Origin of the sequence: Pectobacterium parvum, from assembly GCF_020971565.1 — a bacterium.
Taxonomy (GTDB): Bacteria; Pseudomonadota; Gammaproteobacteria; order Enterobacterales; family Enterobacteriaceae; genus Pectobacterium; species Pectobacterium polare.
The window spans coordinates 4408914-4431673 of sequence record NZ_CP087392.1 but is presented as its reverse complement, the minus strand read 5'-3'; the positions used below and the strand labels follow the sequence as shown (position 1 = coordinate 4431673).

Sequence of the window (22760 nt, the reverse complement as noted above, 5' to 3'; positions counted from 1 at the left end):
AGGGTTAGCAAGACATTTCACTCGCCCGATTCTGTAACTGTGATCCTGACTACAAAACCGGGCGGTAACCGTATCAAACGAGGGGATTAGGGCTTGTTTACGGGAGGGCGTGCAACTGCTGCGCATAGGGGAGTGCGGTCATCGCGCCTTTTGCCGTGGTGGCCAGTGCACCGCACCGCTGCGCCTGCGCGATAATCGGGTCCCAGCTTAGCGGCTGTGACAGGTCGTCATACTGCGCCAGGCCGTGCAGTAAACCGGCGACGAAGGCATCCCCCGCGCCAGTGGTATCGACGGGTGTCACCGATGGCGCGGCAAAGTGCCGTAGCTGGTGGCGATCGTGCAGCCAGACGCCTTCGCTACCCAGCGTCACCAGCAAGAGTTGGGTAGGGTAGCGCTGCATAAACTGCTGAATCCCCGCTTCAACATCCGGTGTTGAGCAGAGAAAGGCCAGTTCTTCACGCGATAGCTTCACCACGTCGGCCAGCATCAGCGCCTGTGTCAGACAGTCGCGCAGTTCCTGCTCGCTTTGCCAGAGATCGTCACGGATATTCGGGTCGAAGCTGATCCATCCCTGTGCGGCTTTCACCTGCTGCATCGCCGCAAACGCGGTACTGCGTGAGGGCTCCTGCGAGAGTGCAATGGAACAGAGGTGCAGCCATTCTCTCTGATTGAACACCGGCAGGTCTTCCGGCTGTAAAAACAGATCGGCACTCGGGCGAACCATGAACGTGAAGGTGCGTTCCCCTGTTTCATCGAGGCTCACGACCACGGTTGAGGTTCGATGGAGCCTGTCGTGTGCCATGTAGCGGGTATCAACGCTTTCCTGTTCCAGCACCGTTTTTAGAAAATGGCCAAAAACATCGTCGCCGACGCGACCCACAAAGGCGCTGTTTCCCCCGAGTCTGGCAATGCCGACCGCCACATTGGCGGGCGCGCCGCCAGGGCATTTCAGATAGCGTTCCGTATCTTCCGGGATGAGATCGACAACCGCGTCGCCCATGACCCAAATTCTGTTTGCCATAACGTTACTCTTATCAATGATTATTAGACTGTTTGCTAAAATAGAAGAATCGGTTTAGCTGTGCAATCTCATTATGAAAACGTCCGCTGGATGATTAACAGAAAAAGGACGAACAGAGGGGTGAGATAGTGGGTTACAGAATCCTGTTAACTGTATGGATAATCATGTTTTTTTGACATAAAGGCGTAGAAAAAGGAAAGTGAACAAGATCGAGTTTTTGAACGTGCGGGCTAAATAAAATACACTTTTGCCCGATACTCTTTATGTCGTTTGGCAGTACAGCGTGGCTGTCACAAGGAAGATACCAAGAAGGAGAGAATGGCATGGCTCATAAAATCTTGGATGACATGTTGGATGAATTAAAAATGGTGGTTAAACAGCACGTCGGTGATCGTGCTGATGTTCAGATCGACATACGCTATCTGGAAGGGGGACGTAAAGCGCTTCGTATTACTATTCCTGATATTTCCACCCTGGAAATTGAATTTAATCGGCGTTCCGATCGTGCGTAATTATAACCTGCTTTGGGGAATATGGGCGACATGGGCTTTATTGGTTATCGTCTGGTTAATTGATATTTATAGCGAATTTCCTCTTCACTATTACGGTCAGGGAGTGGCAGCCATTGTAGCTTCAGGTGCCGTGATCGTATTTTTCTATACTGTTAAAAGGAATAACACGATGTTTTCATTTGATAAAAATAAAAAAGACGCCAAAGAACCGCAAGAGCGCAGTGAAATAAACAGCGCTCCCGCTATCAGCCCATCGAACGAGTTGATTAATTCAGTGAACCCTGTGCGCGTGAAAAAAGACACCTTCATTTCTCAGGGGGCGCGTATGACGGGCTCTCTGGCCGTGGATGGCAACATTACCGTTGAAGGCCGGGTAGAAGGCGATGTGCAGTGTGATAACACGATTAAAGTGGAGCACACCGGTCAGATCAACGGCGAAATGAAATCGCAACAGATCGTCATCAACGGTCGCGTAGAAGGACGCATAGCCGCCAGCGTCGTAGCCATCCTGGCGCAGGGAAAAGTATTCGGCGACATTTTCACCGATGAGCTCTCCATCGAAAAAGGCGGCGTCTTCACCGGACAATCCCACCCGCTGACCCCGCCAACGCAGAGCCAGGAAAAACTGACCTACGTGGAAAAGAAAAAAGAGAAACCCGGCAAAGCCCCCGCAGAGCAAGAGAACGTCGTCGCGCTAGCGAGCAATGCGCCAACAGCGTGAGGTCGTAAGGTCATTCTGACAGGTAAAACCTATGGGCAAGGAAGACATCATCGACCGGCGCTATTTCCAGTATTGGGGAAAAGCAAAAAGATCGGCGGATGCGCTGGAGGGGGATGATTATCATCTTCTGCCTTATCACGGTTTGGATGTGGCGGCCTGTGGTTATTTCTTATTAAAGGGAAACTATTTTCAGGCTAACCATGTGCTGCGTGAACTGGCATCTGGCGATGATGATGTCGCTGCATGGTTTGCGTATTTTCTGGCTTGGCACGATATCGGAAAGTTTGCCCGTGGTTTTCAGGGAAAATATGCTAATCCTGATTCCCCGTTAGTCCCGCATTCGGGGCAGTCTGGGAGGGTCAGGCATGACGATCTGGGCTTCTGGCTATGGACGATGCGTGATGACATTCCCAGTTTATTTCCTTTAGGGACGAAAAAGCCCACTTCGGTAGTGAAAGATACGCTGGGGATCTGGCTGAATATCGTTACCGGACACCACGGCAAACCAGCGGCGGCGTGCAACGGCAGCCTGGCTTTTCATCGTGATGATTATCTGGCGGTAGAACATTACCTGCATGATCTAGAAACGTGCTTTCCTGAAGCGTCTACGTTCCCAGCCTGTTTCGCTGATAAAGGCTGGCGAAACAGGCTGAAGCAGCAAAGCTGGGCGCTGGCGGGGTTGACCGTACTGGCGGATTGGCTGGGTTCACGCCAGCAAGATTTCCATTATTGCAGCACGCCGATGCCGCTTGAAACCTACTGGCACGAACACGCGCTGCCGACGGCAGAAAAGGTCATCTCGCGTTTGCCACGAACCCCATCTCCTGCCCCTTTTCATTCTATCCCACAGCTCTTTCCGTTTATCCAACGGCCAACGCCGCTGCAACAGCAAGCATTGGAAGCTGATATCTCCGCTGACGGGCCGCAACTTTTCATTCTGGAAGACGTAACTGGCGCGGGGAAAACGGAAGCGGCAATGATACTGGCGCATCGGCTGATGACGCAGCAAAAAGCGAGCGGTATTTATGTCGGCCTGCCGACAATGGCGACGGCGAATGCGATGTATCTGCGGCTTGTCGAAGCCTACCGTGCATTATATTCACCAGAGCACAACCCTTCGCTGATGCTGGCGCACGGGGCGCGGCATATGTCATCAGCTTTTATGCAATCGCTGTGGGAAGGCGACAGTCAGGGGCAGGCGCAGTATGACAAGGAAGAAAATGCTGCCAGCAAAGACTGCAACATCTGGTTTGCGGACTCACGTAAGAAAGCGCTGCTGGCAGATATCGGCGTGGGTACGCTCGATCAGGCGCTGATGGCGGTGATGCCATTTCGCCACCAGTCGCTGCGTGTGTTGGGGCTACAAAACAAGCTGCTGATTCTGGATGAAGTACATGCGTATGACGCCTACATGAGTAAGTTGATCGAGCTATTGATTGGTTTTCATGCGCAGCAGGGGGGCAGCATTATTATCCTCACCGCGACGCTGCCGCTTAGCCTGCGGGAAAAGCTGACGTGGGCGTTCGCGCAGGGAATAGCGTGTGAAGCCGCACAGCCCGATCCCGAGGCGACTTATCCGTGGATGACGCAGTTAACGCGTGAAGGACTACGGGAAACGGCGCTCGAAACGCGGGCGGAAGTGCGACGCGAGGTCAAGATTAGCTGGTTGACGGAACGGTTGCAGGGTATTGAACGCGTGAAGGCTGCCGTGGCCGCGGGGCAATCGATCTGTTGGATTAGGAATACGGTAGATGATGCCATCGCCGTGTATCGCCAACTCATTGAGGCGGGTATTGCTGAGGAAAATATGTTGCTGTTCCACAGCCGTTTTGCCTTTTGCGATCGCATGGCGATTGAGGAACAGGCGCTGGCGTGGTTTGGCAAAGACAGCACGCCGGAACAACGTGCTGGCAAGGTGCTGATTGCTACGCAGGTTGTCGAGCAGTCGCTGGATATTGATGTTGATAACATGATTAGCGATCTCGCGCCTATCGATCTGCTGATTCAGCGTGCGGGACGGCTACAGCGGCATATTCGGTTTCTCGACGGGCGTCGTAAAACCGAGACGGATACTGCGCCGCTGACGGATGAACGCCCGGCGGCGGTGCTGCACATTATGGCACCGGTCTGGCAGCCGGAAGCGGAAGCCGATTGGTTGGGCGATGAACTGCGCAACAGCGGCTACGTTTACCCCGATCATGCTGCACTGTGGCGCACGCAGGCGATATTACGCGAACACGGTGCGATAAAAATGCCGGAAGCGGCGCGGCTGCTGATCAACAGCGTGTATGAAGAGCAGATCGCGGTGCCTCCGGCCTTGGAAGCGATAGCCTGCACGGTTCTGGGGAAAAACTACGGCCAGCGTTCTTTCGCACTACAGTCTGCGCTGGCGTTGGTACACGGTTACTGTGCTCAATCCAGCGGGTCTGGCTGGGATGATGACGTGGAGATCTCCACTCGTATAGGAGAGGAAACGCTGGATCTGTATCTGGCGTGGAAAGTGGAAAACGACGACGAACTCCCGCAGCCTTACGCCACATCGGACACCTTCGCCTGGGAGCAGAGCCGCGTGCAGGTTCGGTTAAGCTTGTGGCAGAAGCGTAAAACCGGATTACCGATACTGGAAGGTGACGCGCTGGAGCAGTTTCAGCAGCAATTACACCGTCCACAGGCCGAAGTGCTGCTGCTGAATCGGGGTGAAACCCACGCGTTTTATAGCGAGCGGGTGGGGCTGATGCTCAGTCGATAAATGTCTCTATAGGCACATTAAAATAGCGAGAAAAATCCTTAACTTGCTGCAATGTCATGGTTCGCTTACCGTTAATAATGTCGGAAATGACGCTTTGCGTTGCAATTTGCTTCAAATCTGACTGTTTCAGCCCTCTTTCTTCAATAAAAAAAGCTAAGGCTTCAGCCTGACTGACGTGGGGTACATCCCGATTTTTCTTTTCATATTCATAGACTCTGTCTGCGATTAGCTCTGCGAAAGTGGCTGGAATATGATTGACATCAGAAGAGTAGAGGTAAAGTTGATTGATACACTCCATTCTTTCCTGAAGATCGTTATCGTCTTCAATAGGTTCCATACAGGCAGAGAGCAAAACAGACAGACTGTTAAGCTGCTCAGAGGCTTCCTGAAGCAGAAGAGGTAAATTTTCGATGAGCCCACTGATTCCTACAGAACTGTTAGAACCCAGAGATGTATTTCGCATAATTCACCTTTTTGTCTTCGTTTGAGCTTTCCACCACTTATCGTACTCGGCGTGAGAGCACACGTCTTTCACATACAAAGAACCCGTATTAGGGTTTAACCATGCTATGATTCTGCAACTGTTACCATTAATATCAAATACATATATATCAAGTGGTCCTTTGCGGCTTTCGTTTTCTAGCAATGCGAAAGGTATGCGATCGACATTCCAGCAAGATGTATTTCGCCATACATGACATAACTGTTCGTAGGATTCAAACCGCAGTGATGGCTTGTCAAAAACATCCAGCCATAACTTCAAACCAACTTTCCATTTCGCATGCTTTTTCATCGCGTCGGTGATGGCCTTGGCTGAGATGACTCTCATTCTTGCTCCCTAATAATATCGCAAATTGCGATAATTGCAAAAATACGGCGTATTCGGTACCCCACAGAGCGCTCTGTTAACATACAAAATATCTCTTTTTGCAGAAGATCTTTTTCTGCTATTCCCTGTGATTTGTGCCAATTAAATAGCGCTTGCTGAGTGAATCTGACAATCGCTTAACGATTGGCTGATGCTACGCGTAACGTGTCCGTTGTCGCTTTGAAGTCATTCGGATTCTCACGCCCAGTAGTCGGGCTTGCGGCAGCGAGGCAACTATATCGCCAGACGTTGGAAGTAGGCAAACAGGAGTTCCCACCCTTGTCATACTGATTGAGGCTTTTGCGAGCATTGCCGTAATTGGGGTGTTTATCGGTTAGTTATTTGCAAGGAATATGCTGGTTTCGTGCGATGAAGTGGCTTAAGAATAGTGAAATAGTGGTGCACGAAATGTTCACTATTTTGACATACAGCAAACGAATGCGAGTCCGTATTTACCCTCAGCCACAAACGTGAGCCATCTCTCTGGCATCGCGGGCTGAATGCGTTAAAAAAGAGACGGTAGAACCAGCCTTAATCAGGATTGCCGCAGGGATGCGGCACACACAGGAGGTACGATGTTTTTTTCATTGATTGAAGAACCTTGGCTGCCCGCCGTCTTTGCGGATGGCAGGATGGGTAACATTTCCCCGCAGCAGCTCCCCGACGACAATATTATCGATCTCGCCTGGTCGCGTGCCGATTTGCAGGGCGCGGGCTATCAACTTCTTATCGGCCTGCTGCAAACCGCCTATGCCCCCGCCGATGACGATGACTGGAGAGAGATTTGGGAGAACGGGCTTGGCCCCGACTTTTCGCAAGCGTTAGCCACGCTGGCACCGGCGATGCAGTTTGGCGCACAGAAGCCCGCGTTTATGCAGGATTTTGCCACGCTCGACAGCGACCCGACGCCAATTTCCGGACTGCTGATCGATGCCCCCGGCGGCAACACGCTCAAGCTGAATAAAGATCACTTCATCAAGCGCGGCACGGTCAGTGCGATGTGCCCGCACTGTGCGGCAATGGCGCTGTTCACGTTGCAAACCAATGCGCCATCTGGCGGGCAAGGGCATCGCACTGGGATGCGCGGTGGCGGGCCGATCACCACGCTGCTCATGCCGGAAGAAACCGGTCTGCCGCTGTGGAAAAAGCTCTGGATGAATGTCGTGACGCAAGAGGTAATGCCCAAGGGGAAACCCGATGCCACGGTGTTCCCGTGGTTAGCCGCTACGCCTACCAGTGATGGCGTTCACCCGCCCGTGACGCCGGAAAATGCGCATCGGCTGCAAGCCTATTGGGGCATGCCGCGCCGCATTGAGCTGGATTTCACCACGTTACAGGCGGGTGAATGCGATTTGTGCGGTACGGAATCGACCACATTGCTCACGCAGTATCGCACCAAAAACTACGGCATCCAGTACGACAGTTGGCGGCACCCGCTTACTCCCTATCGTCATGCGCTGAAAGGCGATGCCCCTTTTCTGTCGGTGAAAGGGCAGCCGGGCGGGCTGGCGTATCGTGACTGGCTGGGGTTGCTGATGCAGGGCGAAGATAAGCTCAATAGCACCTTTCCCGCGACGGTCGTGCACCACAATGCCCGGCGAGATGAACTGCGTAGAGAGTCTGGGCTGTGGTGCTTTGGCTATGATATGGACAACATGAAGGCGCGTTGCTGGTATGAGCACCACGTTCCACAGTTGTTTGCCTCGGCTCGTTTTCGTGATGATCCCCTTGCGCTGCGTGAATATAAAGATCATTTGCAACTGGCGGTGGAACTGGCGCGAGACAGTGCCACGCTGCTGCGTCAGATGATTAAAGAAGCCTGGTTTTCACGCCCTAAGGACGCAAAAGGGGATTTCAGCGCCATTGATGTCGCATTCTGGCAGGAAACGGAATCCAATTTTAGGCGGCTGTGCCAGTCGCTGGCGCAGGGTGACGCTCCCGCAACGGCGCTGAAAACGTGGCGGCAGGCGCTCTATCGCTACCTGTTGGAGAACTACGATGCCCGCGTGTTTAGCAACCCAGACGAACACCGCGATCTGGTTAAGGCGGCGGGAACGCGGAAAAAGCTGAGCGCGTTTTTCTATAAGCAAAAAGCGGCAGAAACCATTAAACAAATGCAGGAGGCAGTGGATGGCTAACACGGCTGATCTTTTGGTCATCGGCAAAGATGATGAAGACAAAATTAATCGCTGGTTTGAGGCTTTGCAAAACCGCCATAACACCACCAGTAACGGACGGGCGCGGCGTGCTGAACTGCGCCGTGCCACTCGGCCTTATGGCGTGCTGACCTGTCAGGGATATCACGATCTGGCCGGGAAGCTGGCGGCGCGGCTGGAAGAGGAACACCGCATCGTGGCGCTGGCGATTTTTGTTTCCGTCGCGGCACATGCGGCGAAAAACACGTTGAAGACCAGCTTTGCTGCACAGCTCGGTGAAAAACAGGGCGGCGACCGTCCGTTTCTCTCCCCTCTTCGCTTTGAACGGCTACAGCGGGCGCAAACGCCAGAAGAACTGTATCGCCAGCTTTTCCGTGCGGTGCAAATACGCGGTGAGGCGGGCGTGAATCTCCCTTCACTAGCGGACGGTATTTTCCTGTGGGCGGACGAGTGGCAGGCGCGGCAGGAAAACCGTGCGCCGACGCTTCACCCTTTACGACGCAACGCCGTGCGCTGGGCATGCGAGTATGCGCAGGCCTCACAAAACATCACCGCCGATGAGCCAGACACTACCGCAATGTTAACGACAGAAACGTCAACGACAGCTTCAGACAAGGAATAACTGATGACCACTTTTATCCAGCTTCATTTTTTAACCGCTTATCCGTCTTCCAACCTGAACCGTGATGATGCGGGTCGTCCGAAAACGGCAATCGTTGGCGGCGTTGAGCGTTTGCGGGTGTCCTCGCAAAGCCTGAAGCGTGCATGGCGTACCTCTGAGGTGTTTGAATCCGCAATGGACGGCCATATCGGCACCCGCAGTCGTCGCATTGGACGTGATATCTATGCGGCGCTGATTGCTGGCGGTATGAGTGAAAAGCTGGCCGATGAGGCGGCGAAGAGCATTGCTGAGCAGTTCGGTAAACCGAAAAAAGAAGAAAAAGGCAGTAAAGACCCGCAGGAAAAATACGATATCGAACAGCTTGCTCATTTCAGCGTGCAGGAAAGGGCGCTGATCGATCAACTGGTTGCTTGCCTGATCGCAGAATCACGTAAGCCGAATAGCGAAGAGCTAAAGCTACTGCGTAAGGACGCCGCCAGCGTTGATATCGCGCTGTTTGGCAGGATGCTGGCCGCCGAGCCAGAATTCAATGTCGAAGCGGCCTGTCAGGTGGCGCATGCGCTGGGCGTGAGTGCCGTCACCATCGAAGACGATTTCTTCACGGCGGTGGATGACCTGAATACGTCAGCCGACAGCGGATCGGCGCATATGGGCGAACAGAGCTTTGCCTCGGCGCTGTTCTATCACTATGTCTGCATTAACCGCGATTTGCTGCTGGAAAACCTGAATAACGATGAAGAGTTGGTGGCGCGTACCCTGCGTGCGCTGACGGAAACGGCGCTGACCGTGTCGCCGGGTGGCAAGCAGAACAGCTTTGCTAGCCGAGCGCTGGCAACCTATGCACTGGCAGAAAAGGGAAGCGATCAGCCGCGTACCTTGTCGGTCGCGTTTTTCAAACCTATCCGCAATGACGATCAGGTCAATTACGCCATCGAACTGCTGCGTAAACAAAAAACCAAATTTGATCGGGTGTACGCCTCTGCGGGCAGCGTTCCTTCCTATGAGCTGAACGTGGAAGCTGAAAGTGAGGGCGGTTCACTGCAAGGGTTACTGGATTTTATCAGCCAGTAGGAGCGCGATATGGATAACTATCTGGTCTTCCAGATCTATGCTCCGCTGGTGTCGTGGGGGGAAGTTGCGGTTGGCGAAGTGCGTCATACCTCTACGGTGCCCAGTCGTTCGGCGTTACTGGGGCTGCTGGCAGCCGCGCTTGGGATCCGGCGTGACGATCGAGCTGCGCTGACGGTTTTCAACCAGCATTATCACGTGGCGGTACGGCCGCTTTCCGATCGTGAAACCTGGTTGAATGACTACCACACGGTGCAGATGCCGAAAGAAAACCGCAAAGTGCCGCGCTACACAAGGCGTGATGAACTGCGGCCAGAGGCGGGGCAATCGCTCGAAACCATGTTGACCTCACGCGAATACCGCTGTGATGCCTATTACCACATCGCCATTAGCGCCACGCCGGATGCGCCTTACTCGTTAAGTGCGCTGCGGGATGCGTTGTTATCACCGGTGTTTACGCTCTATTTCGGACGTAAAAGCTGTCCGCCTGCGCTGCCGCTGGCACCACACCTGTTTGCTGGCACGCTGGCTGAGGTGTGGCAATTAGCGAAGCAAACACCAGCACTGAACGACCTCGCATTAGAGACGATCGGTCGTGCCGAAGGCGTGTGCTACTGGGAACAGGAAAGCGACACGGGGCTAACGGCGCAATCCCGCATCTCACGGAACGATCAGCCCGCCGACCGACGGCGCTGGCAATTCACTTCCCGCGTGCAATATGTCGGCAGTGAAAAGGGAGAGGAATGATGTATTTTTCCAGAATAACACTGAAAACCAATGTGTTGCCGCGCGCAATGGCGGAAAAGCGGCTGCACGCAGGGGGCTATGCCAGCCACCAGTGGCTCTGGCAGCTCTTCCCCGAACAGCCACAGCGGTCATTTTTGTTCCGTGAAGAAGCGCATGAGACCAAAAGCTTGTTTTACCTGCTCTCCGAACAGGCTCCGCTGGCGGATCACAACCTGTTTCAGGTAGAAACCAAACCGTATCAACCGCAATGGCATAACGGCATGACACTGGCGTTTTCACTGCGAGCGAATCCGGTGGTCACGCGGGACGGCAAGCGTAGCGATGTGCTGATGGATGCGCGTCATCAGGCGAAAGCGGCTGGGCTATCCGGTGGAGAACTGTGGCAGCATCAACAGCAGCGTGCTCATGACTGGCTGGTGCGTCAAGGGGAAAATGCGGGCTTTGCGGTGTCGTCGTGTCGGATCGATGGCTATCAACGTCACCGCCTAAACAAGCCTGGCCAGTCGGCGGTGATTATGTTTAGCAGTGTGGATTATGACGGAGTGCTCCACATTACGGATGCTGAACGCTTTGCGACGGCGGCTCGACACGGGTTAGGAAAAAGCAAAGCATTGGGGTGCGGCCTGCTGCTACTGAAACGGGCGTAGCCTGCCCCGCTACAGGGAGAGTTGATGATGTATGTTCCGCTTAATCCGATCCCGCTCAAGGATCGGGTTTCACTCATCTTTCTGCAATACGGGCAGGTTGATGTCATTGACGGTGCGTTTGTGCTGGTGGATAAAACCGGCGTGCGCACGCATATTCCCGTGGGGTCGGTTGCCTGCATCATGCTGGAGCCTGGCACACGGGTTTCTCATGCTGCCGTGCGGCTTGCTGCGACGGTCGGGACGCTGCTGGTGTGGGTCGGCGAAGCGGGTGTACGGCTGTATGCGTCTGGCCAGCCCGGCGGCGCGCGGTCAGATAAATTGCTCTATCAGGCCAAGCTGGCATTGGATGAGGAACTGCGCCTTAAAGTGGTGCGCAAAATGTTTGAGCTACGCTTTGGTGAACCTGCGCCGAGCCGCCGTTCGGTCGATCAGCTCAGGGGAATTGAAGGTGCCCGCGTGCGCCAAACGTATACGCTGTTGGCGCAGCAGTATGGCGTGAAATGGAATGGCCGACGTTACGATCCGAAAGACTGGGAACGAGGCGACAAGGTCAACCAGTGCATTAGCGCGGCGACATCCTGCCTGTATGGCATTACGGAAGCGGCCGTGCTGGCGGCGGGCTATGCGCCAGCGATCGGGTTTGTCCATAGCGGCAAACCGCTTTCTTTTGTTTACGACATTGCTGACATCATCAAATTCGAGGGTGTGGTGGCAAAAGCCTTTGAAATTGCAGCCCGCAACCCTGCTGAGCCGGATCGTGAAGTGCGGCTTGCTTGCCGTGATATTTTCCGTAGCCAGAAAACGCTGAGTAAATTGATTCCCCTGATTGAGGAAGTCTTGTCTGCGGGGGGTATTACGCCACCGCTCCCGCCGGATGATGCCCAGCCACCGGCGATCCCAGAACCGAAACCGTTTGGTGACAGCGGCCACCGAGGGCAGGGTTAAATGAGCATGCTGGTGGTTGTGACGGAAAATGTCCCGCCGCGCCTGCGCGGCAGGCTGGCGGTGTGGTTATTGGAAATCCGCGCAGGCGTGTATGTCGGTGACACTTCACAGCGGGTGAGGGAGATGGTCTGGCAGCAGATTATCGAACTGGCAGAACAGGGCAACGTGGTGATGGCATGGGCGACGAATACGGAATCCGGCTTTGAGTTCCAAACCTGGGGCGAAAACCGCCGAATGCCGGTAGATCTGGATGGTCTCCGGTTAGTCTCTTTTTCACCTATTGAAAATCAATAAGTTAGCGATCTTTAACAACATGGGAAAATCGGTAGAATTTTTTATGCCGAAAAAAGTATTATAAAACAACTCTCTATCTTTAGAGTGTTCCCCGCGCCAGCGGGGATAAACCGAACAAATGGCTATGCTGGAAATGGCGGTAAGCGTGTTCCCCGCGCCAGCGGGGATAAACCGTCTGGCAATCCATTGATATCAAGAGTATTCCCGTGTTCCCCGCGCCAGCGGGGATAAACCGGGACAGTCGCATATTACCCTCCAAGCCAACGAGTGTTCCCCGCGCCAGCGGGGATAAACCGTCCGCAAATACTCACTCAATGCATCACGAGTAGTGTTCCCCGCGCCAGCGGGGATAAACCGCTCGGGATGAGAGCGCTTATGTCGTTCAGCTAGTGTTCCCCGCGCCAGAGGGGATAAACCGAATGACTACCTTACTAAAACGGCAACAGCTAAGTGTTCCCCGCGTTAGCGGGGATAAACTGATGTGAAATGTAAATTACACATATTTCCATATTGTCAACTTGTTCTGTTTATGGCATGGTGTTTCCAATTTGGAAATACTAGGGAAGGCATCAGAATGCATGTTATTTCGCGGGCACCTTTCGACACTGCAACCACTCAGTTTCCGAATCAGGCGGCAGCACTTGATGACCTATATCGGGTTATCAAACGCGAAATGTATGCAACGCCGGACGATATGAAAAAACGCTTCCCCAGTCTAGATAGGATGAAATATCGGGAAAAATGGTGGGTTATTGATATTGGTGGCGGGCATCTTCGAGTGATGTTTTTTGCTGATTTTGAGCGAGGGAAAATCTTCATCAAGCACATCACATCCCATGCAGAGTACGATAGGCTGACAGAGTATTACCGGAGGAATAAAGAATGATGTACGCAGACGCCATCAAGGCAGCTAACAACCTGACGAGTATCGTACCATTCCTCGGAGGCAGCGCCTCTCGTAAGGATTATGAGGATGCGCTGAAACTAACCGAATACCTGATCGAGAGTGAACCTGACAGTCCGCTAATCGATATGCTGACTGCCAAAATTGACAAATACGAAGATGATGCGCCGGAGTTTGCAGCCTTCAACGAACGTGTTAAAGCACTCCCAGCAGGTATCGCTTTACTGCGCGTCCTTATGGATCAGCATCAGCTAACGCAGAGTGATTTTGAAGCTGAGATTGGTAAAAAGTCTCTGGTATCCCGCATTCTAAAAGGTGAGCGCACTCTAACGCTGGATCACATGAGAGCGCTTGCTAAACGATTCAATATTCCCGTGAGTGCTTTTGTTGATTGATACGACTGTTAAGCGATTCTTGCTAAGGGCAGCATAATGCGCCGCGCTATAAAGCGTTCCCCGGCCTGCGGGGATAAACCGCGCTGGGATGACCTGCGCCGCCTAGCGAAGAAGTGTTCCCCACGCCAGCGGGGGTAAACCCTAGTACGTGGAAACGGCTAAAGGATTAGCTGTTCTGGTTCACAGTTGTACAGCTTAGCCAGCTTTTTTCGGGTGCGTTTCTGCGGCCTTGAATCTGAGGATTCAAGCTGAGAGACGGCGGCTTGGGTAATGCCAAGTGCGGTTGCAACCTCTTGCTGCGAGAAACCCCTAAAAATTCTCCAGGCTGCCTGTAAGCTGACTTCTTGATCAATGTGAATGCTAACTACTTCATGAGGAATGGAGACATCATCCTCTTCGCTGTGAGCGTAGGGAATGCTCTCATAAAGAGCGGGATCGTCAGCGTTTTCGATAAGCTTCTGATATAACTCATACGGAACAACAGCATATTCAGGTTTACCACTTTTATCCCGAATGACTTGTATGCTCATAGTGTATTGCTCCAACATTTTCTTGTGATGGGTAAAAATCAGTTGTGGTGTAACGAGAGGTGCGCTTTCTTCCTCAGTATGTCGTTGTTGTCCTTCGCTTGACTTCAAGTATCTCGCACACTTGTGGTTCGCCGTTGATGAGTTCGAAGATAATGCGGTAATCGCCAACTCGTAGCCGATATTGTTTGCCAGACGATTCGAGTTTTTTCAGATCCAAATTCACATCTGGAAATGTACTAAGCTCGCTCACTTTGTCTTTGATTCGTTTTCGATATCTGGTGTCAATTGTGCCGAGTTGTTTTAATGCCCGTTTTGACCAACTAACCTTAGTCATGAATCCCTCAAACGAAACCCTTCCCTGATATAAGTTAATCATAAGACAATTTAAAAATAATTTTCGTTTTTCTTATTTTTTATTTATTGGTCTACACTACCTCTAGGGATAAACTGTGTTTGCGCAATTCTGTTATGTGTGGCAATGCGAATCTTCCCCGGTGTACGCGGGGATAAACCGATTTAGCTGTTGATATTAATGATTATGTTGATGTCCTCCCCGCACCAGCGGGGATAAACTGGGCTTATACCCCTTGTTGCATGTTGGTCTAAATACCCCCTGCGCCAAGGGGAGCAAATCTCGCTTCTGGCTGGCGCGATGAGGGATTGCGTGTCAGTATTAAAGCACACCATTTTTGCACCCACCGTCACGGTGAGGTGCTATGCCAATGATTTTTGTCTTCCATACGTTACCGTAAGGAGGTGATATGAAAGTTGAAGCCGCAGAGTCGTCCGTTTTTGCCAGCCAGCAGGTGATGGCGAAGCGTTCCACAGAGCATGCCGAGAAAGCGGCGCTGTCCGAACAGCTTCAGTCTTATCAGGCGGGTAGCGGTGCTGTTCCTGCCGGTGAGACGACGCGGTATGATTTCACCCGCATTAGCCCAGCCGAGCTGTATGAAACGGTTGAAGGCCTTGTCAGCAGTGGGCGGTTGGGGCGTGAAGAAGGTTCCGCGCTGTTGGGTTTTGTCTCGTCGCCGAGAGCCGAAGGGGGAAGTATTCCGCCTTCCAATGTGTTCCAGCCGATTAATGTTTTCGACACCATTCAGCAAGGTGTCGCGGGTGCATCATCCCGTAGCGAAGTGCAGAATACCGAAAGCTTGCAGCGTGCCGCCGAAGCGCTGAACCGCTTTCAGGGACAGGTTTCCAGTATTAGCGTTTACGTCTAGCGTATTCCGACGCACCGTAGTCTGATGACGTTTCTCTATCCCCGCGCTTGCGGGGATAGTCGTTTTATACCGCACTCACTGTTTAGGCTTCGCTCAGCGTTGGGTCTGAGCTTTGATTTCCGTCAGCAGCGTGATTAGCGCCTGTACGTTGTCGTCCTGAGTGCGCCAGGATGACACGCTGATGCGCAATGCCGGACGCCCCTGCCAGACGGTGCCTCCAAACCATGCTTTGCCCGACGCCTGTAACGCTTCTCGTATCGCCGCTGTTTGGCCGTCGGTTTCCCCCCGCAGCAGAACCTGATTAAGCACAACCCGATTCAGTATCTCAAATCCCGCATGGCGCAGGCCGTCGGCGATGAAGGTTGCCTGCCGGCAGTGTCGTTCGACCATCTTTGCTACGCCGTCGCGCCCCAGCGTACGCAGTGCTGCCCACACCGGAATGCCGCGCGGACGACGGGAAAACTCGAGCGTCAGGTTCTTCTGTGCATCTCGCGCCGCACTAGAGTAAACCGCATCTGCGTTCATCGCTTCCGCCAGCATGTCCGCATTGCGGCAAATCGCCATCGCACAGTCGTAGGGCGTGTTCAGCCACTTATGCGCATCGGTTGTCCAGCTATCGGCCAGATCTATGCCGTCGGTGAGCGCCGCGTGGGATGAGGCTCTGGCCCACAGTCCGAATGCGCCATCAACGTGAACCCAGGCACCTGCCGCTTTCGCGACGGGAATGATCTGCGCAAAGTCATCGAACTCGCCCGTGTTGACCTCGCCCGCTTGCAAACAAAGAATGGTGCGATCGTCCAGCGGAGGAAGCTGCGACACATCGATCTGCCCAAACGCATTCACGGGCGCGATAAGTAAATGGCGTAGCCCAAAGCCGAGTACGCGCAGCGCTTTCTTCACGGTGATGTGCGTCAGTTCCGAAATCACGACCTTAATTTCAGGTGCGCCGATCAGTCCATCGTTGTCAAAATCCCAGCCCTGTTTTGCTAGCAGAGCACGACGCGCAGCGGCCAGACAGGAAAGCGTGCAGGCGGTGGCGCTGGTACCGAAACCCACGGCGCTGTCTTTGGGTAAGTTCAGAGCATCGAGCACCCAGCGGCTGGCGAGGCGTTCCAGCGTGGCGGATACCGGCGAGTTATCAAAGGTGGACGCGCACTGATCCCAGGCGATCATTAATCGCTCGGAAGCGGCGGCGACCGGCAATGAGGCGCCGATAACAAAGCCGAAATAGTTCGGGCCATTGGAGGCGGTGGTGGTCGGTGAGCCGACCTCATCCAGCAGCGTCAGTGTGCTTTCGGGCGAGAAGCCCTGTTGCGGTAGTGCTTCATCAAAACGTGCCAGCGCTGCGAGGGCATCGGCATCGGGGAAAACCCGACGCTGTGCAGTCTCAGCCAGATAACGTCGGCCGCGCTCGTCGGCATCAGCCAGTAACGTCAGTTCGCTCATGCTTTTTCCCTTATCAATCGGATTGTGTTGTTATCAAGAAGCGTTGTTCCGCTATCACTATGGCGTGGCGGCGCTGAAGCATGCAGCGTCATTTTCCAGAAAAGCAGCGCTGTCAGGCTGACGGCTGCGCCAAGAATGCATACGCCTGACCAGCCCGCAGCGTCATACGTCGCTGTCGTTGCCATCGCGCCAAGCCCGCTGCCGATGCTATAAAACAGCATATAACAGCCAACCAGACGGCTGTGCGCATCAGGATGCGTCTTGAAAATCATGCTTTGGTTGGTGACGTGAATGGCTTGCCCGCCCAGATCGAGAACGATGATGCCGACTACCAACGCGAAGAGAGAATAGGGCGCTAACCATAGCGGTAGCCACGATGCCAGCAACAGTAACAGGGCGATGCCGCTGACCCACTGTTCACGGCCTTTATCGGCCAGCGATCCCGCTTTCACTGCCGCCAGCGCGCCGAGAATACCGACCAAACCGAATGCGCCGATCACCGTATGAGAGAAGAAATAAGGCTCACGACTCAGTGGAAGAACCAGTGCGCTCCAGAAAATGCTTAGGGCAGCAAACATCAGTAAAGCGATGATGCCGCGTATTTGCAACACCCGCTCTTTACGCAACAGGGTCAGCATAGAAAGCAGCAACGCGGAATAGCGCGGACGCTGCTGGGCAAGCGGCTGATGCGGCAGTGTTCGCCATAAAAGCACGGCAAGCAGGAGCATCAGCAGCGCAGAGAAAAAGTATACGCTGCGCCAGCCTGCTAGATCGGCGATGAAGCCGGACAGCACGCGCGCCAGCAACAGCCCAATCACCACGCCGCCCTGTGCCGCACCCACAACGCGTCCGCGCTCCTGCGGTGCGGCAGCGGTCGCGGCATAAGCAATCAGCCCCTGCGTCATTGCCGTACCGAGCATGCCCACGGCCAGCATGCCGATCAATAAAGACAGAGGCGTAGTGGATAGCCCAACGGCGACCAGCGCCATGATGAGCGCAGCCAACTGGGCGAGTATCAAATAGCGCCGATTGAGGATATCACCCAGCGGCACCAGCAGAATTAACGCCAGCGCACAGCCAAGCTGTGTTGCGGTCATCACGCCGCCAACGGCAGCGATACTGATGTGAAAATTTACCGATAATGCATCCAACAGCGGCTGTGCGTAATACACATTGGCGACGCTGAGGGCGCTGGCACAGGCAAACAGCAAAACTAACGCGCGCGGTAATACTGTCTGCGTGCTGCAAGGAGTGCTGTAAAGATCGCCTTCGATAACAGATGGCGTGGTATGAATAGGGCTTGTTTTCATGGTATTGGCTTTTATTGCTTAATTTGGTTTCAAAATAAAACCACTTGAAGCATAAATACTCTGGTTTTATTATGCAACCAAAAATTGTGCGATCAGTTTTCAGCCTGTGGGTAAGGCAGGCAGGATGAACAGGAAAAAGGGGAGGAAGTATTCATGGTGAAGCGCAAAAGTTTGAAAGAGGATGCGTGTCCCGTTGCTCGCGCGCTGGATGTAGTTGGCGATCGCTGGGCGTTGCTGATTATCCGCGATGCCTTCGACAATCGCCGCCGTTTCGGCGATTTTCAGCGCAGTTTGGGCGTTGCCAAAAATATTCTTACCGATCGTCTGCGCACCTTGGTTGAGGAAGGCATTCTGTCCGTTCAGCCCGTTTCCGAAAGCTCGGCCTATCAGGAATATGTCCTGACGCCAAAAGGCGAACAGCTATTCCCGCTCGTTGTGGCGCTACGCCAGTGGGGGGAACAGCAGTTGTTTGCGGAGGGAGAACCTCACTCCCTGCTATTGGATAAACACACCGGCCAGCCTCTGCAAACCATGCTGCCGCATTCTGCACAAGGCCAACTGTTGGTCGGGCAGGATACGTTCGTTCAGAAAGTGGATTGAGGCAGCGTAATGCAGAAAGAACTGAGAGAAACAGGCAGCGATCTTGAAGCAATCTCCCGCTATTTGAAGAAGTTGCACGTACTGACGTTATGCGCGGGTGAAAATTCGGAATTATGGTGTGCGAGTTGCTTCTATACTTATGACGATCAACTGATAGCCTTCTATCTCATGACGGAGTTGCAGACGCGCCACGGTGAGATAATGGCAAGGCTGCCGCAGGTGGCCGGTACGGTGAGCGGCCAGCCGAAAAGCGTGATGCTGATTAAGGGCGTGCAGTTTCGGGCGCAGGCGGTACAGTTGCAGGGAGATGAAGCGCAGCAGGCCAGAGCACGTTACAACGCGCGTTTCCCTATTGCCCGGGCATCGCAAGCACCGATCTGGCGGCTCGATCTGACAGAAATCAAAATGACGGACAATACGCTGGGCTTTGGTCAGAAGCGTCACTGGCAGCGTGACAGTCAGGTTCGCTAAAGCTGACGTTTTTCAGAGAGAATTGTCGTCACAGAGAAGAACAGAAACGTAAAAAGATGGGATAGCGAAAGACGTTGACCAAGGGGGAAACCGATGAGCCGAGTACTGTTATTAGGTGCAACGGGGTTAGTGGGACATGAGTTATTACAGTTGTTGAAAACCAATAATCGGGTTGAGACGATCTATGCGCCAACCCGTAAACCGCTGGCACCGTCGGAGAAGGTGGTCAATCCGTACGATCCCGATCTGTCAGCCGCTCTGGCACAATTGACCGATCCTGTTGATATCGCATTTTGCTGTCTGGGATCGACGCTCAAGACGGCGGGGAGTAAGCGCGCGTTCCGCTATGTGGATTACACGCTGGTGGTGGAAGGATCAAAAGTGGCACTGGCGCTAGGGGCGACACACCTTTTGGTCGTCAGTTCGCTGAGTGCAAATGCAACATCGCCTTTTTTCTACTCACGGGTGAAGGGGGAAGCGGAAAAATCGCTGCGTCAGCAAGGCTGGCAGCATCTGACATTGGCACAGCCGTCAATGCTGCTAGGGGAAAGAGAAGATAGCCGTCTGCTAGAAAGTCTGGCCGCCCCGCTGTTTCGTCTGTTCCCAGCAAAATGGCGAGCCATTGAGGGGAAAACGGTCGCGCAGGCGTTGCTGAATCAGGCGTTCTCGCCCGAACCCAAAGCGCGGGTCACCGTGCTGGAATCTGATCAATTACGTTCACTGGGTAAGCTGCAGGCACTTCAGTAGCCTCTTGCCGATCAACGCAGGCGGTGGACAACCTGATTACTGCTGCCACGCCAAATCAGTGCGGGATCTTTCAGGTCTTGCACAAATTTCCCATCGACTAAGACGTTGATGAGATCGACCACCCGCTGTTGTTCTCGCGTAAGTTCCGCCAGCAGGTAGCCTGTCCAGACCCAGATATCTTTGCCCGGACATTCCGTGCGTATCCGTTCGACCAGCCGCAGGATGTCAGGCACATTCTGTGGATGGAGCGGATCGCCGCCAGACAGCGACATTCCCTGTCGAGGGATGATTGTATCCTGAAGATCGGCAATGATCCGGTCTTCCTGTTCCTGTGTAAACGGCTGACCGGAGTTGAGTCGCCAGGTGCTTTTGTTGTAGCACCCCACACACTCGTGCACGCAGCCAGCGACAAACAGCGTGCAGCGGGTGCCGGGGCCGTTGACGACATCAACGGGATAATACTGGTGGTAATTCATACGGTAGAGCCCATGTTATGAAGCGGGCGCGTGTTGACGGTGCCGCGAAAGGTGGGCCGCATTGCTGCGGCCCAGAAGGGATCACCCCAGTTGACCGTTGCCTAAATGCTTGATTCGACGCTTCACTTCTTCCTGCTTACCGGCGTTGAACGGGCGTGCATCTGGGCTACCGAGGTAGCCGCACACACGGCGTGTGACGGAAACGCGGGCTGAATCGTGGTTGCCGCATTTCGGGCAGGTAAAGCCTTTGCTGGTGCACTCGAATTCACCGGTGAAGCCACACTCATAGCATTCGTCGATCGGCGTGTTGGTGCCGTAGTAAGGCACACGGCTGTAGCTGTAATCCCACACGTCTTCCAGCGCTTTGAGGTTGTGTTGCAGGTTCGGGTATTCTCCATAGCAAATGAATCCTCCGTTAGCCAGCGGCGGATAGGGCAGCTCGAAGTCAATTTTCTGGTAAGGGTTCACCTTCTTCTCCACATCGAGGTGGAAGCTGTTGGTGTAATACCCTTTGTCCGTCACGCCTTGCACAACGCCAAACTCGGCGGTATCCAGACGGCAGAAGCGGTCACACAGGTTTTCACTCGGCGTGCTGTACAGGCTGAAGCCATAACCCGTTTCGTCTTTCCACTGCTCGGTGGCGGCTTTCAGGCGGGCAATGACAGCCACGGCTTTGGCACGCAGCACTTCGTCATCAAACACGTGCGTTTGGCTACCGAAGAGTGCATTAATCGTCTCATGCAGGCCGATATAGCCCAGCGAAATCGAAGCGCGTCCGTTCTTGAAGATGTCCGCAATGCTGTCGTCTGCTTTTAAGCGCACGCCGCAAGCCCCTTCCATATACAGGATGGGCGCGACGCGAGCTTTTACGCTTTCTAGCCGCGCAATGCGCGTCATCAGTGCTTTCTTCGCCAGCACCAGACGTTGGTCGAGCAGCGTCCAGAAGCGGGTTTCGCTGCCTTCTGCCTCCAGCGCGATGCGCGGCAGGTTCAGGCTGATTACGCCCAGGTTATTGCGGCCGTCGTGAATCTGCTGGCCATCTTCTTCATAAACGCCGAGGAAGCTGCGGCAGCCCATTGGGGTTTTAAATGAACCGGTGACGCTTACGACCTGATCGTAGTTCAGGATATCTGGGTACATACGCTTGCTGGCGCACTCCAGCGCGAGCTGTTTGATATCGTAATTCGGATCGCCCGCTTTGTGGTTCAGACCGTCGCGGATAGCAAAGACCAGTTTCGGGAATACCGCCGTTTTGTGGTTTTTACCCAGTCCGGCAATGCGGTTGCGCAGGATCGATTCTTGAATCAGACGCGATTCCCAACTGATGCCGAGCCCGAAGCCAAAGGTCACGAACGGGGTCTGGCCGTTAGCGGTGTGCAGCGTGTTGACTTCGTATTCCAGTGACTGGAAGGCGTCGTAGCACTCTTTTTCCGTGCGGGTTAAGGCATAGTTTTCTGCATCGGGAATCAGCCACTCTTCTGCCACGGATTTATGTTTCGCATGGCTGGCGGTGACGAACGGCGCCAGAATCTCATCAATACGGTTAATCGTGGTGCCGCCATAAATGTGGCTGGCGACCTGCGCGATAATCTGCGCGGTGACGGCGGTAGCGGTTGAGATCGATTTCGGTGGCTCAATCTCCGCATTCCCCATTTTGAAGCCGTTGGTCAGCATGCCATCCAGGTCGATCAGCATGCAGTTAAACATGGGGAAAAAAGGCGAGTAGTCGAGGTCGTGGTAGTGAATCTCACCGCGCTCGTGCGCCAATACCACATCACGCGGCAGGATGTACTGTTTGGCGTAATGCTTGGCGACAATACCAGCCAGCAGATCGCGCTGGGTGGGAATCACTTTACTGTCTTTGTTGGCGTTCTCGTTCAGCAGCGCCATGTTGCTCTGCTCAACCAGACCGCGAATTTCCTGATTCAGACGACCGTGGCGTTCACGCGCAATATCGCGGTCATGGCGGTATTCGATGTAGGTACGCGCCAGCTTTTTGTAATTGCCGGACATCAGCAGGTTTTCGACCGCATCCTGAATATCGCGGATATCTACGCGCGATTTATCCTGCATTTGTTGAGCGACCGCACAGGCCACAGTTGCGCAGTAGTCTGCATCATTGACACCAGCCGCATGTGCCGCGCGTTCGACCGCCTCTTTGATACGCACTTCATCAAAAGGCACCTGGCAACCGTCCCGTTTAATCACTACTGGTTTCACGTTTTCTTCCTCTGGAAAGGTTATCCACAGGCGAAAACCGTAACTGACAAGGGTTACAGGGGTCTGTGGATGATACTGTGGATAAACACTA

General features: G+C 53.8%; 25 protein-coding genes and 1 CRISPR repeat array. Of the genes, 16 read left to right on the top strand and 9 right to left on the bottom strand.

Annotated elements, in window-relative coordinates; genetic code table 11:
* Positions 1-97: 97 nt before the first annotated feature.
* The gene (cscK, locus tag LOZ86_RS19975; RefSeq protein ID WP_039482136.1) at positions 98-1021 is read right to left on the bottom strand and encodes a fructokinase; all 924 of its coding nucleotides are present in this window, start codon (positions 1019-1021) and stop codon (positions 98-100) included.
* A gap of 323 nt (positions 1022-1344) precedes the next feature.
* Here cscK and LOZ86_RS19970 point away from each other — a divergent pair, with 323 nt between their 5' ends.
* From LOZ86_RS19970 to LOZ86_RS19960, 3 genes are all read left to right on the top strand, one after another.
* Positions 1345-1533 carry a hypothetical protein gene (locus tag LOZ86_RS19970; protein WP_039482134.1) on the top strand — a complete coding sequence of 63 codons (189 nt, stop codon included), beginning with the start codon at positions 1345-1347 and terminating at the stop codon, positions 1531-1533.
* 169 nt (positions 1534-1702) lie between these two features.
* Positions 1703-2254 (top strand): bactofilin family protein, encoded by a 552-nt coding sequence (locus LOZ86_RS19965; RefSeq protein ID WP_039482132.1) that lies wholly within the window; start codon positions 1703-1705, stop codon positions 2252-2254.
* Between the two features lie 31 nt (positions 2255-2285).
* Positions 2286-5003, top strand: coding sequence for a CRISPR-associated helicase/endonuclease Cas3 (locus tag LOZ86_RS19960; RefSeq protein ID WP_052012030.1), 2718 nt, complete (start codon positions 2286-2288; stop codon positions 5001-5003).
* On the opposite strand, the gene LOZ86_RS19955 is transcribed toward LOZ86_RS19960, so the two are convergent.
* On the bottom strand, positions 4993-5466 hold the full coding sequence (locus tag LOZ86_RS19955; protein ID WP_039482130.1) for a helix-turn-helix domain-containing protein: 474 nt from the start codon (positions 5464-5466) through the stop codon (positions 4993-4995). The genes LOZ86_RS19960 and LOZ86_RS19955 overlap by 11 nt on opposite strands.
* A gap of 3 nt (positions 5467-5469) precedes the next feature.
* A complete protein-coding gene (locus LOZ86_RS19950) occupies positions 5470-5832 on the bottom strand; it encodes a type II toxin-antitoxin system HigB family toxin (RefSeq protein WP_039482128.1) in 363 nt (120 codons plus the stop codon).
* Between the two features lie 614 nt (positions 5833-6446).
* Here LOZ86_RS19950 and casA point away from each other — a divergent pair.
* The 9 genes from casA to LOZ86_RS19905 all read left to right on the top strand — a co-directional run bounded on the left by casA (position 6447) and on the right by LOZ86_RS19905 (position 13649).
* Entirely contained in the window at positions 6447-8009 is a 1563-nt protein-coding gene (gene casA / locus LOZ86_RS19945) for a type I-E CRISPR-associated protein Cse1/CasA (RefSeq protein ID WP_039482127.1), read from the top strand.
* Positions 8002-8649 (top strand): type I-E CRISPR-associated protein Cse2/CasB, encoded by a 648-nt coding sequence (gene casB, locus LOZ86_RS19940; protein WP_039482124.1) that lies wholly within the window; start codon positions 8002-8004, stop codon positions 8647-8649. Before casA ends, casB begins: the two co-directional genes overlap by 8 nt.
* A 3-nt stretch (positions 8650-8652) precedes the next feature.
* Positions 8653-9720: a type I-E CRISPR-associated protein Cas7/Cse4/CasC gene (gene cas7e, locus LOZ86_RS19935; RefSeq protein WP_039482121.1), complete on the top strand. Its 1068-nt coding sequence runs from the start codon at positions 8653-8655 to the stop codon at positions 9718-9720.
* A 9-nt stretch (positions 9721-9729) separates the two neighbouring features.
* Entirely contained in the window at positions 9730-10464 is a 735-nt protein-coding gene (gene cas5e / locus LOZ86_RS19930; RefSeq protein WP_111778762.1) for a type I-E CRISPR-associated protein Cas5/CasD, read from the top strand.
* Positions 10464-11111 (top strand): type I-E CRISPR-associated protein Cas6/Cse3/CasE, encoded by a 648-nt coding sequence (cas6e, locus tag LOZ86_RS19925; protein ID WP_039482116.1) that lies wholly within the window; start codon positions 10464-10466, stop codon positions 11109-11111. Before cas5e ends, cas6e begins: the two co-directional genes overlap by 1 nt.
* A gap of 24 nt (positions 11112-11135) precedes the next feature.
* Positions 11136-12056: a type I-E CRISPR-associated endonuclease Cas1e gene (gene cas1e / locus LOZ86_RS19920; RefSeq protein ID WP_039482113.1), complete on the top strand. Its 921-nt coding sequence runs from the start codon at positions 11136-11138 to the stop codon at positions 12054-12056.
* Entirely contained in the window at positions 12057-12350 is a 294-nt protein-coding gene (gene cas2e, locus LOZ86_RS19915) for a type I-E CRISPR-associated endoribonuclease Cas2e (RefSeq protein WP_039482111.1), read from the top strand.
* A gap of 84 nt (positions 12351-12434) precedes the next feature.
* A CRISPR array of direct repeats spans positions 12435-12829; the repeat unit is 29 nt; unit sequence GTGTTCCCCGCGCCAGCGGGGATAAACCG.
* A 95-nt stretch (positions 12830-12924) separates the two neighbouring features.
* Entirely contained in the window at positions 12925-13236 is a 312-nt protein-coding gene (locus LOZ86_RS19910; RefSeq protein ID WP_039482109.1) for a type II toxin-antitoxin system HigB family toxin, read from the top strand.
* Complete coding sequence (locus LOZ86_RS19905; RefSeq protein WP_039482106.1) at positions 13233-13649, top strand: helix-turn-helix domain-containing protein; 417 nt, start codon at positions 13233-13235, stop codon at positions 13647-13649. The genes LOZ86_RS19910 and LOZ86_RS19905 overlap by 4 nt, the downstream gene beginning before the upstream one ends.
* 158 nt (positions 13650-13807) lie before the next feature.
* Here LOZ86_RS19905 and LOZ86_RS19900 read toward each other — a convergent pair whose 3' ends face one another.
* Both LOZ86_RS19900 and LOZ86_RS19895 read right to left on the bottom strand, forming a co-directional pair.
* Positions 13808-14179 carry a helix-turn-helix domain-containing protein gene (locus tag LOZ86_RS19900; protein WP_039482489.1) on the bottom strand — a complete coding sequence of 124 codons (372 nt, stop codon included), beginning with the start codon at positions 14177-14179 and terminating at the stop codon, positions 13808-13810.
* Between the two features lie 73 nt (positions 14180-14252).
* Positions 14253-14513, bottom strand: a complete 261-nt coding sequence (locus LOZ86_RS19895; protein ID WP_039482487.1) for a type II toxin-antitoxin system RelE family toxin — start codon at positions 14511-14513, stop codon at positions 14253-14255.
* Positions 14514-14940: 427 nt separating this feature from the next.
* Between LOZ86_RS19895 and LOZ86_RS19890 the strand changes: the two genes are divergently transcribed.
* Positions 14941-15399, top strand: a complete 459-nt coding sequence (locus LOZ86_RS19890; RefSeq protein ID WP_010286715.1) for a hypothetical protein — start codon at positions 14941-14943, stop codon at positions 15397-15399.
* A gap of 93 nt (positions 15400-15492) precedes the next feature.
* On the opposite strand, the gene LOZ86_RS19885 is transcribed toward LOZ86_RS19890, so the two are convergent.
* Positions 15493-16845 (bottom strand): pyridoxal phosphate-dependent decarboxylase family protein, encoded by a 1353-nt coding sequence (locus LOZ86_RS19885; RefSeq protein WP_039512786.1) that lies wholly within the window; start codon positions 16843-16845, stop codon positions 15493-15495.
* Positions 16842-18155 carry an MFS transporter gene (locus tag LOZ86_RS19880; RefSeq protein ID WP_225969787.1) on the bottom strand — a complete coding sequence of 438 codons (1314 nt, stop codon included), beginning with the start codon at positions 18153-18155 and terminating at the stop codon, positions 16842-16844. Before LOZ86_RS19880 ends, LOZ86_RS19885 begins: the two co-directional genes overlap by 4 nt.
* 153 nt (positions 18156-18308) lie before the next feature.
* Between LOZ86_RS19880 and LOZ86_RS19875 the strand changes: the two genes are divergently transcribed.
* From LOZ86_RS19875 to LOZ86_RS19865, 3 genes are all read left to right on the top strand, one after another.
* A complete protein-coding gene (locus LOZ86_RS19875) occupies positions 18309-18755 on the top strand; it encodes a winged helix-turn-helix transcriptional regulator (protein WP_039482100.1) in 447 nt (148 codons plus the stop codon).
* A 9-nt stretch (positions 18756-18764) separates the two neighbouring features.
* A complete protein-coding gene (locus LOZ86_RS19870; protein ID WP_039482099.1) occupies positions 18765-19226 on the top strand; it encodes a YhbP family protein in 462 nt (153 codons plus the stop codon).
* 93 nt (positions 19227-19319) lie between these two features.
* Positions 19320-19973: a Rossmann-fold NAD(P)-binding domain-containing protein gene (locus LOZ86_RS19865; RefSeq protein WP_039482096.1), complete on the top strand. Its 654-nt coding sequence runs from the start codon at positions 19320-19322 to the stop codon at positions 19971-19973.
* 11 nt (positions 19974-19984) lie between these two features.
* On the opposite strand, the gene nrdG is transcribed toward LOZ86_RS19865, so the two are convergent.
* A complete protein-coding gene (gene nrdG / locus LOZ86_RS19860) occupies positions 19985-20449 on the bottom strand; it encodes an anaerobic ribonucleoside-triphosphate reductase-activating protein (protein ID WP_039482094.1) in 465 nt (154 codons plus the stop codon).
* Positions 20450-20530: 81 nt separating this feature from the next.
* Positions 20531-22669, bottom strand: a complete 2139-nt coding sequence (gene nrdD / locus LOZ86_RS19855) for an anaerobic ribonucleoside-triphosphate reductase (RefSeq protein ID WP_111778761.1) — start codon at positions 22667-22669, stop codon at positions 20531-20533.
* Positions 22670-22760: the final 91 nt, after the last annotated feature.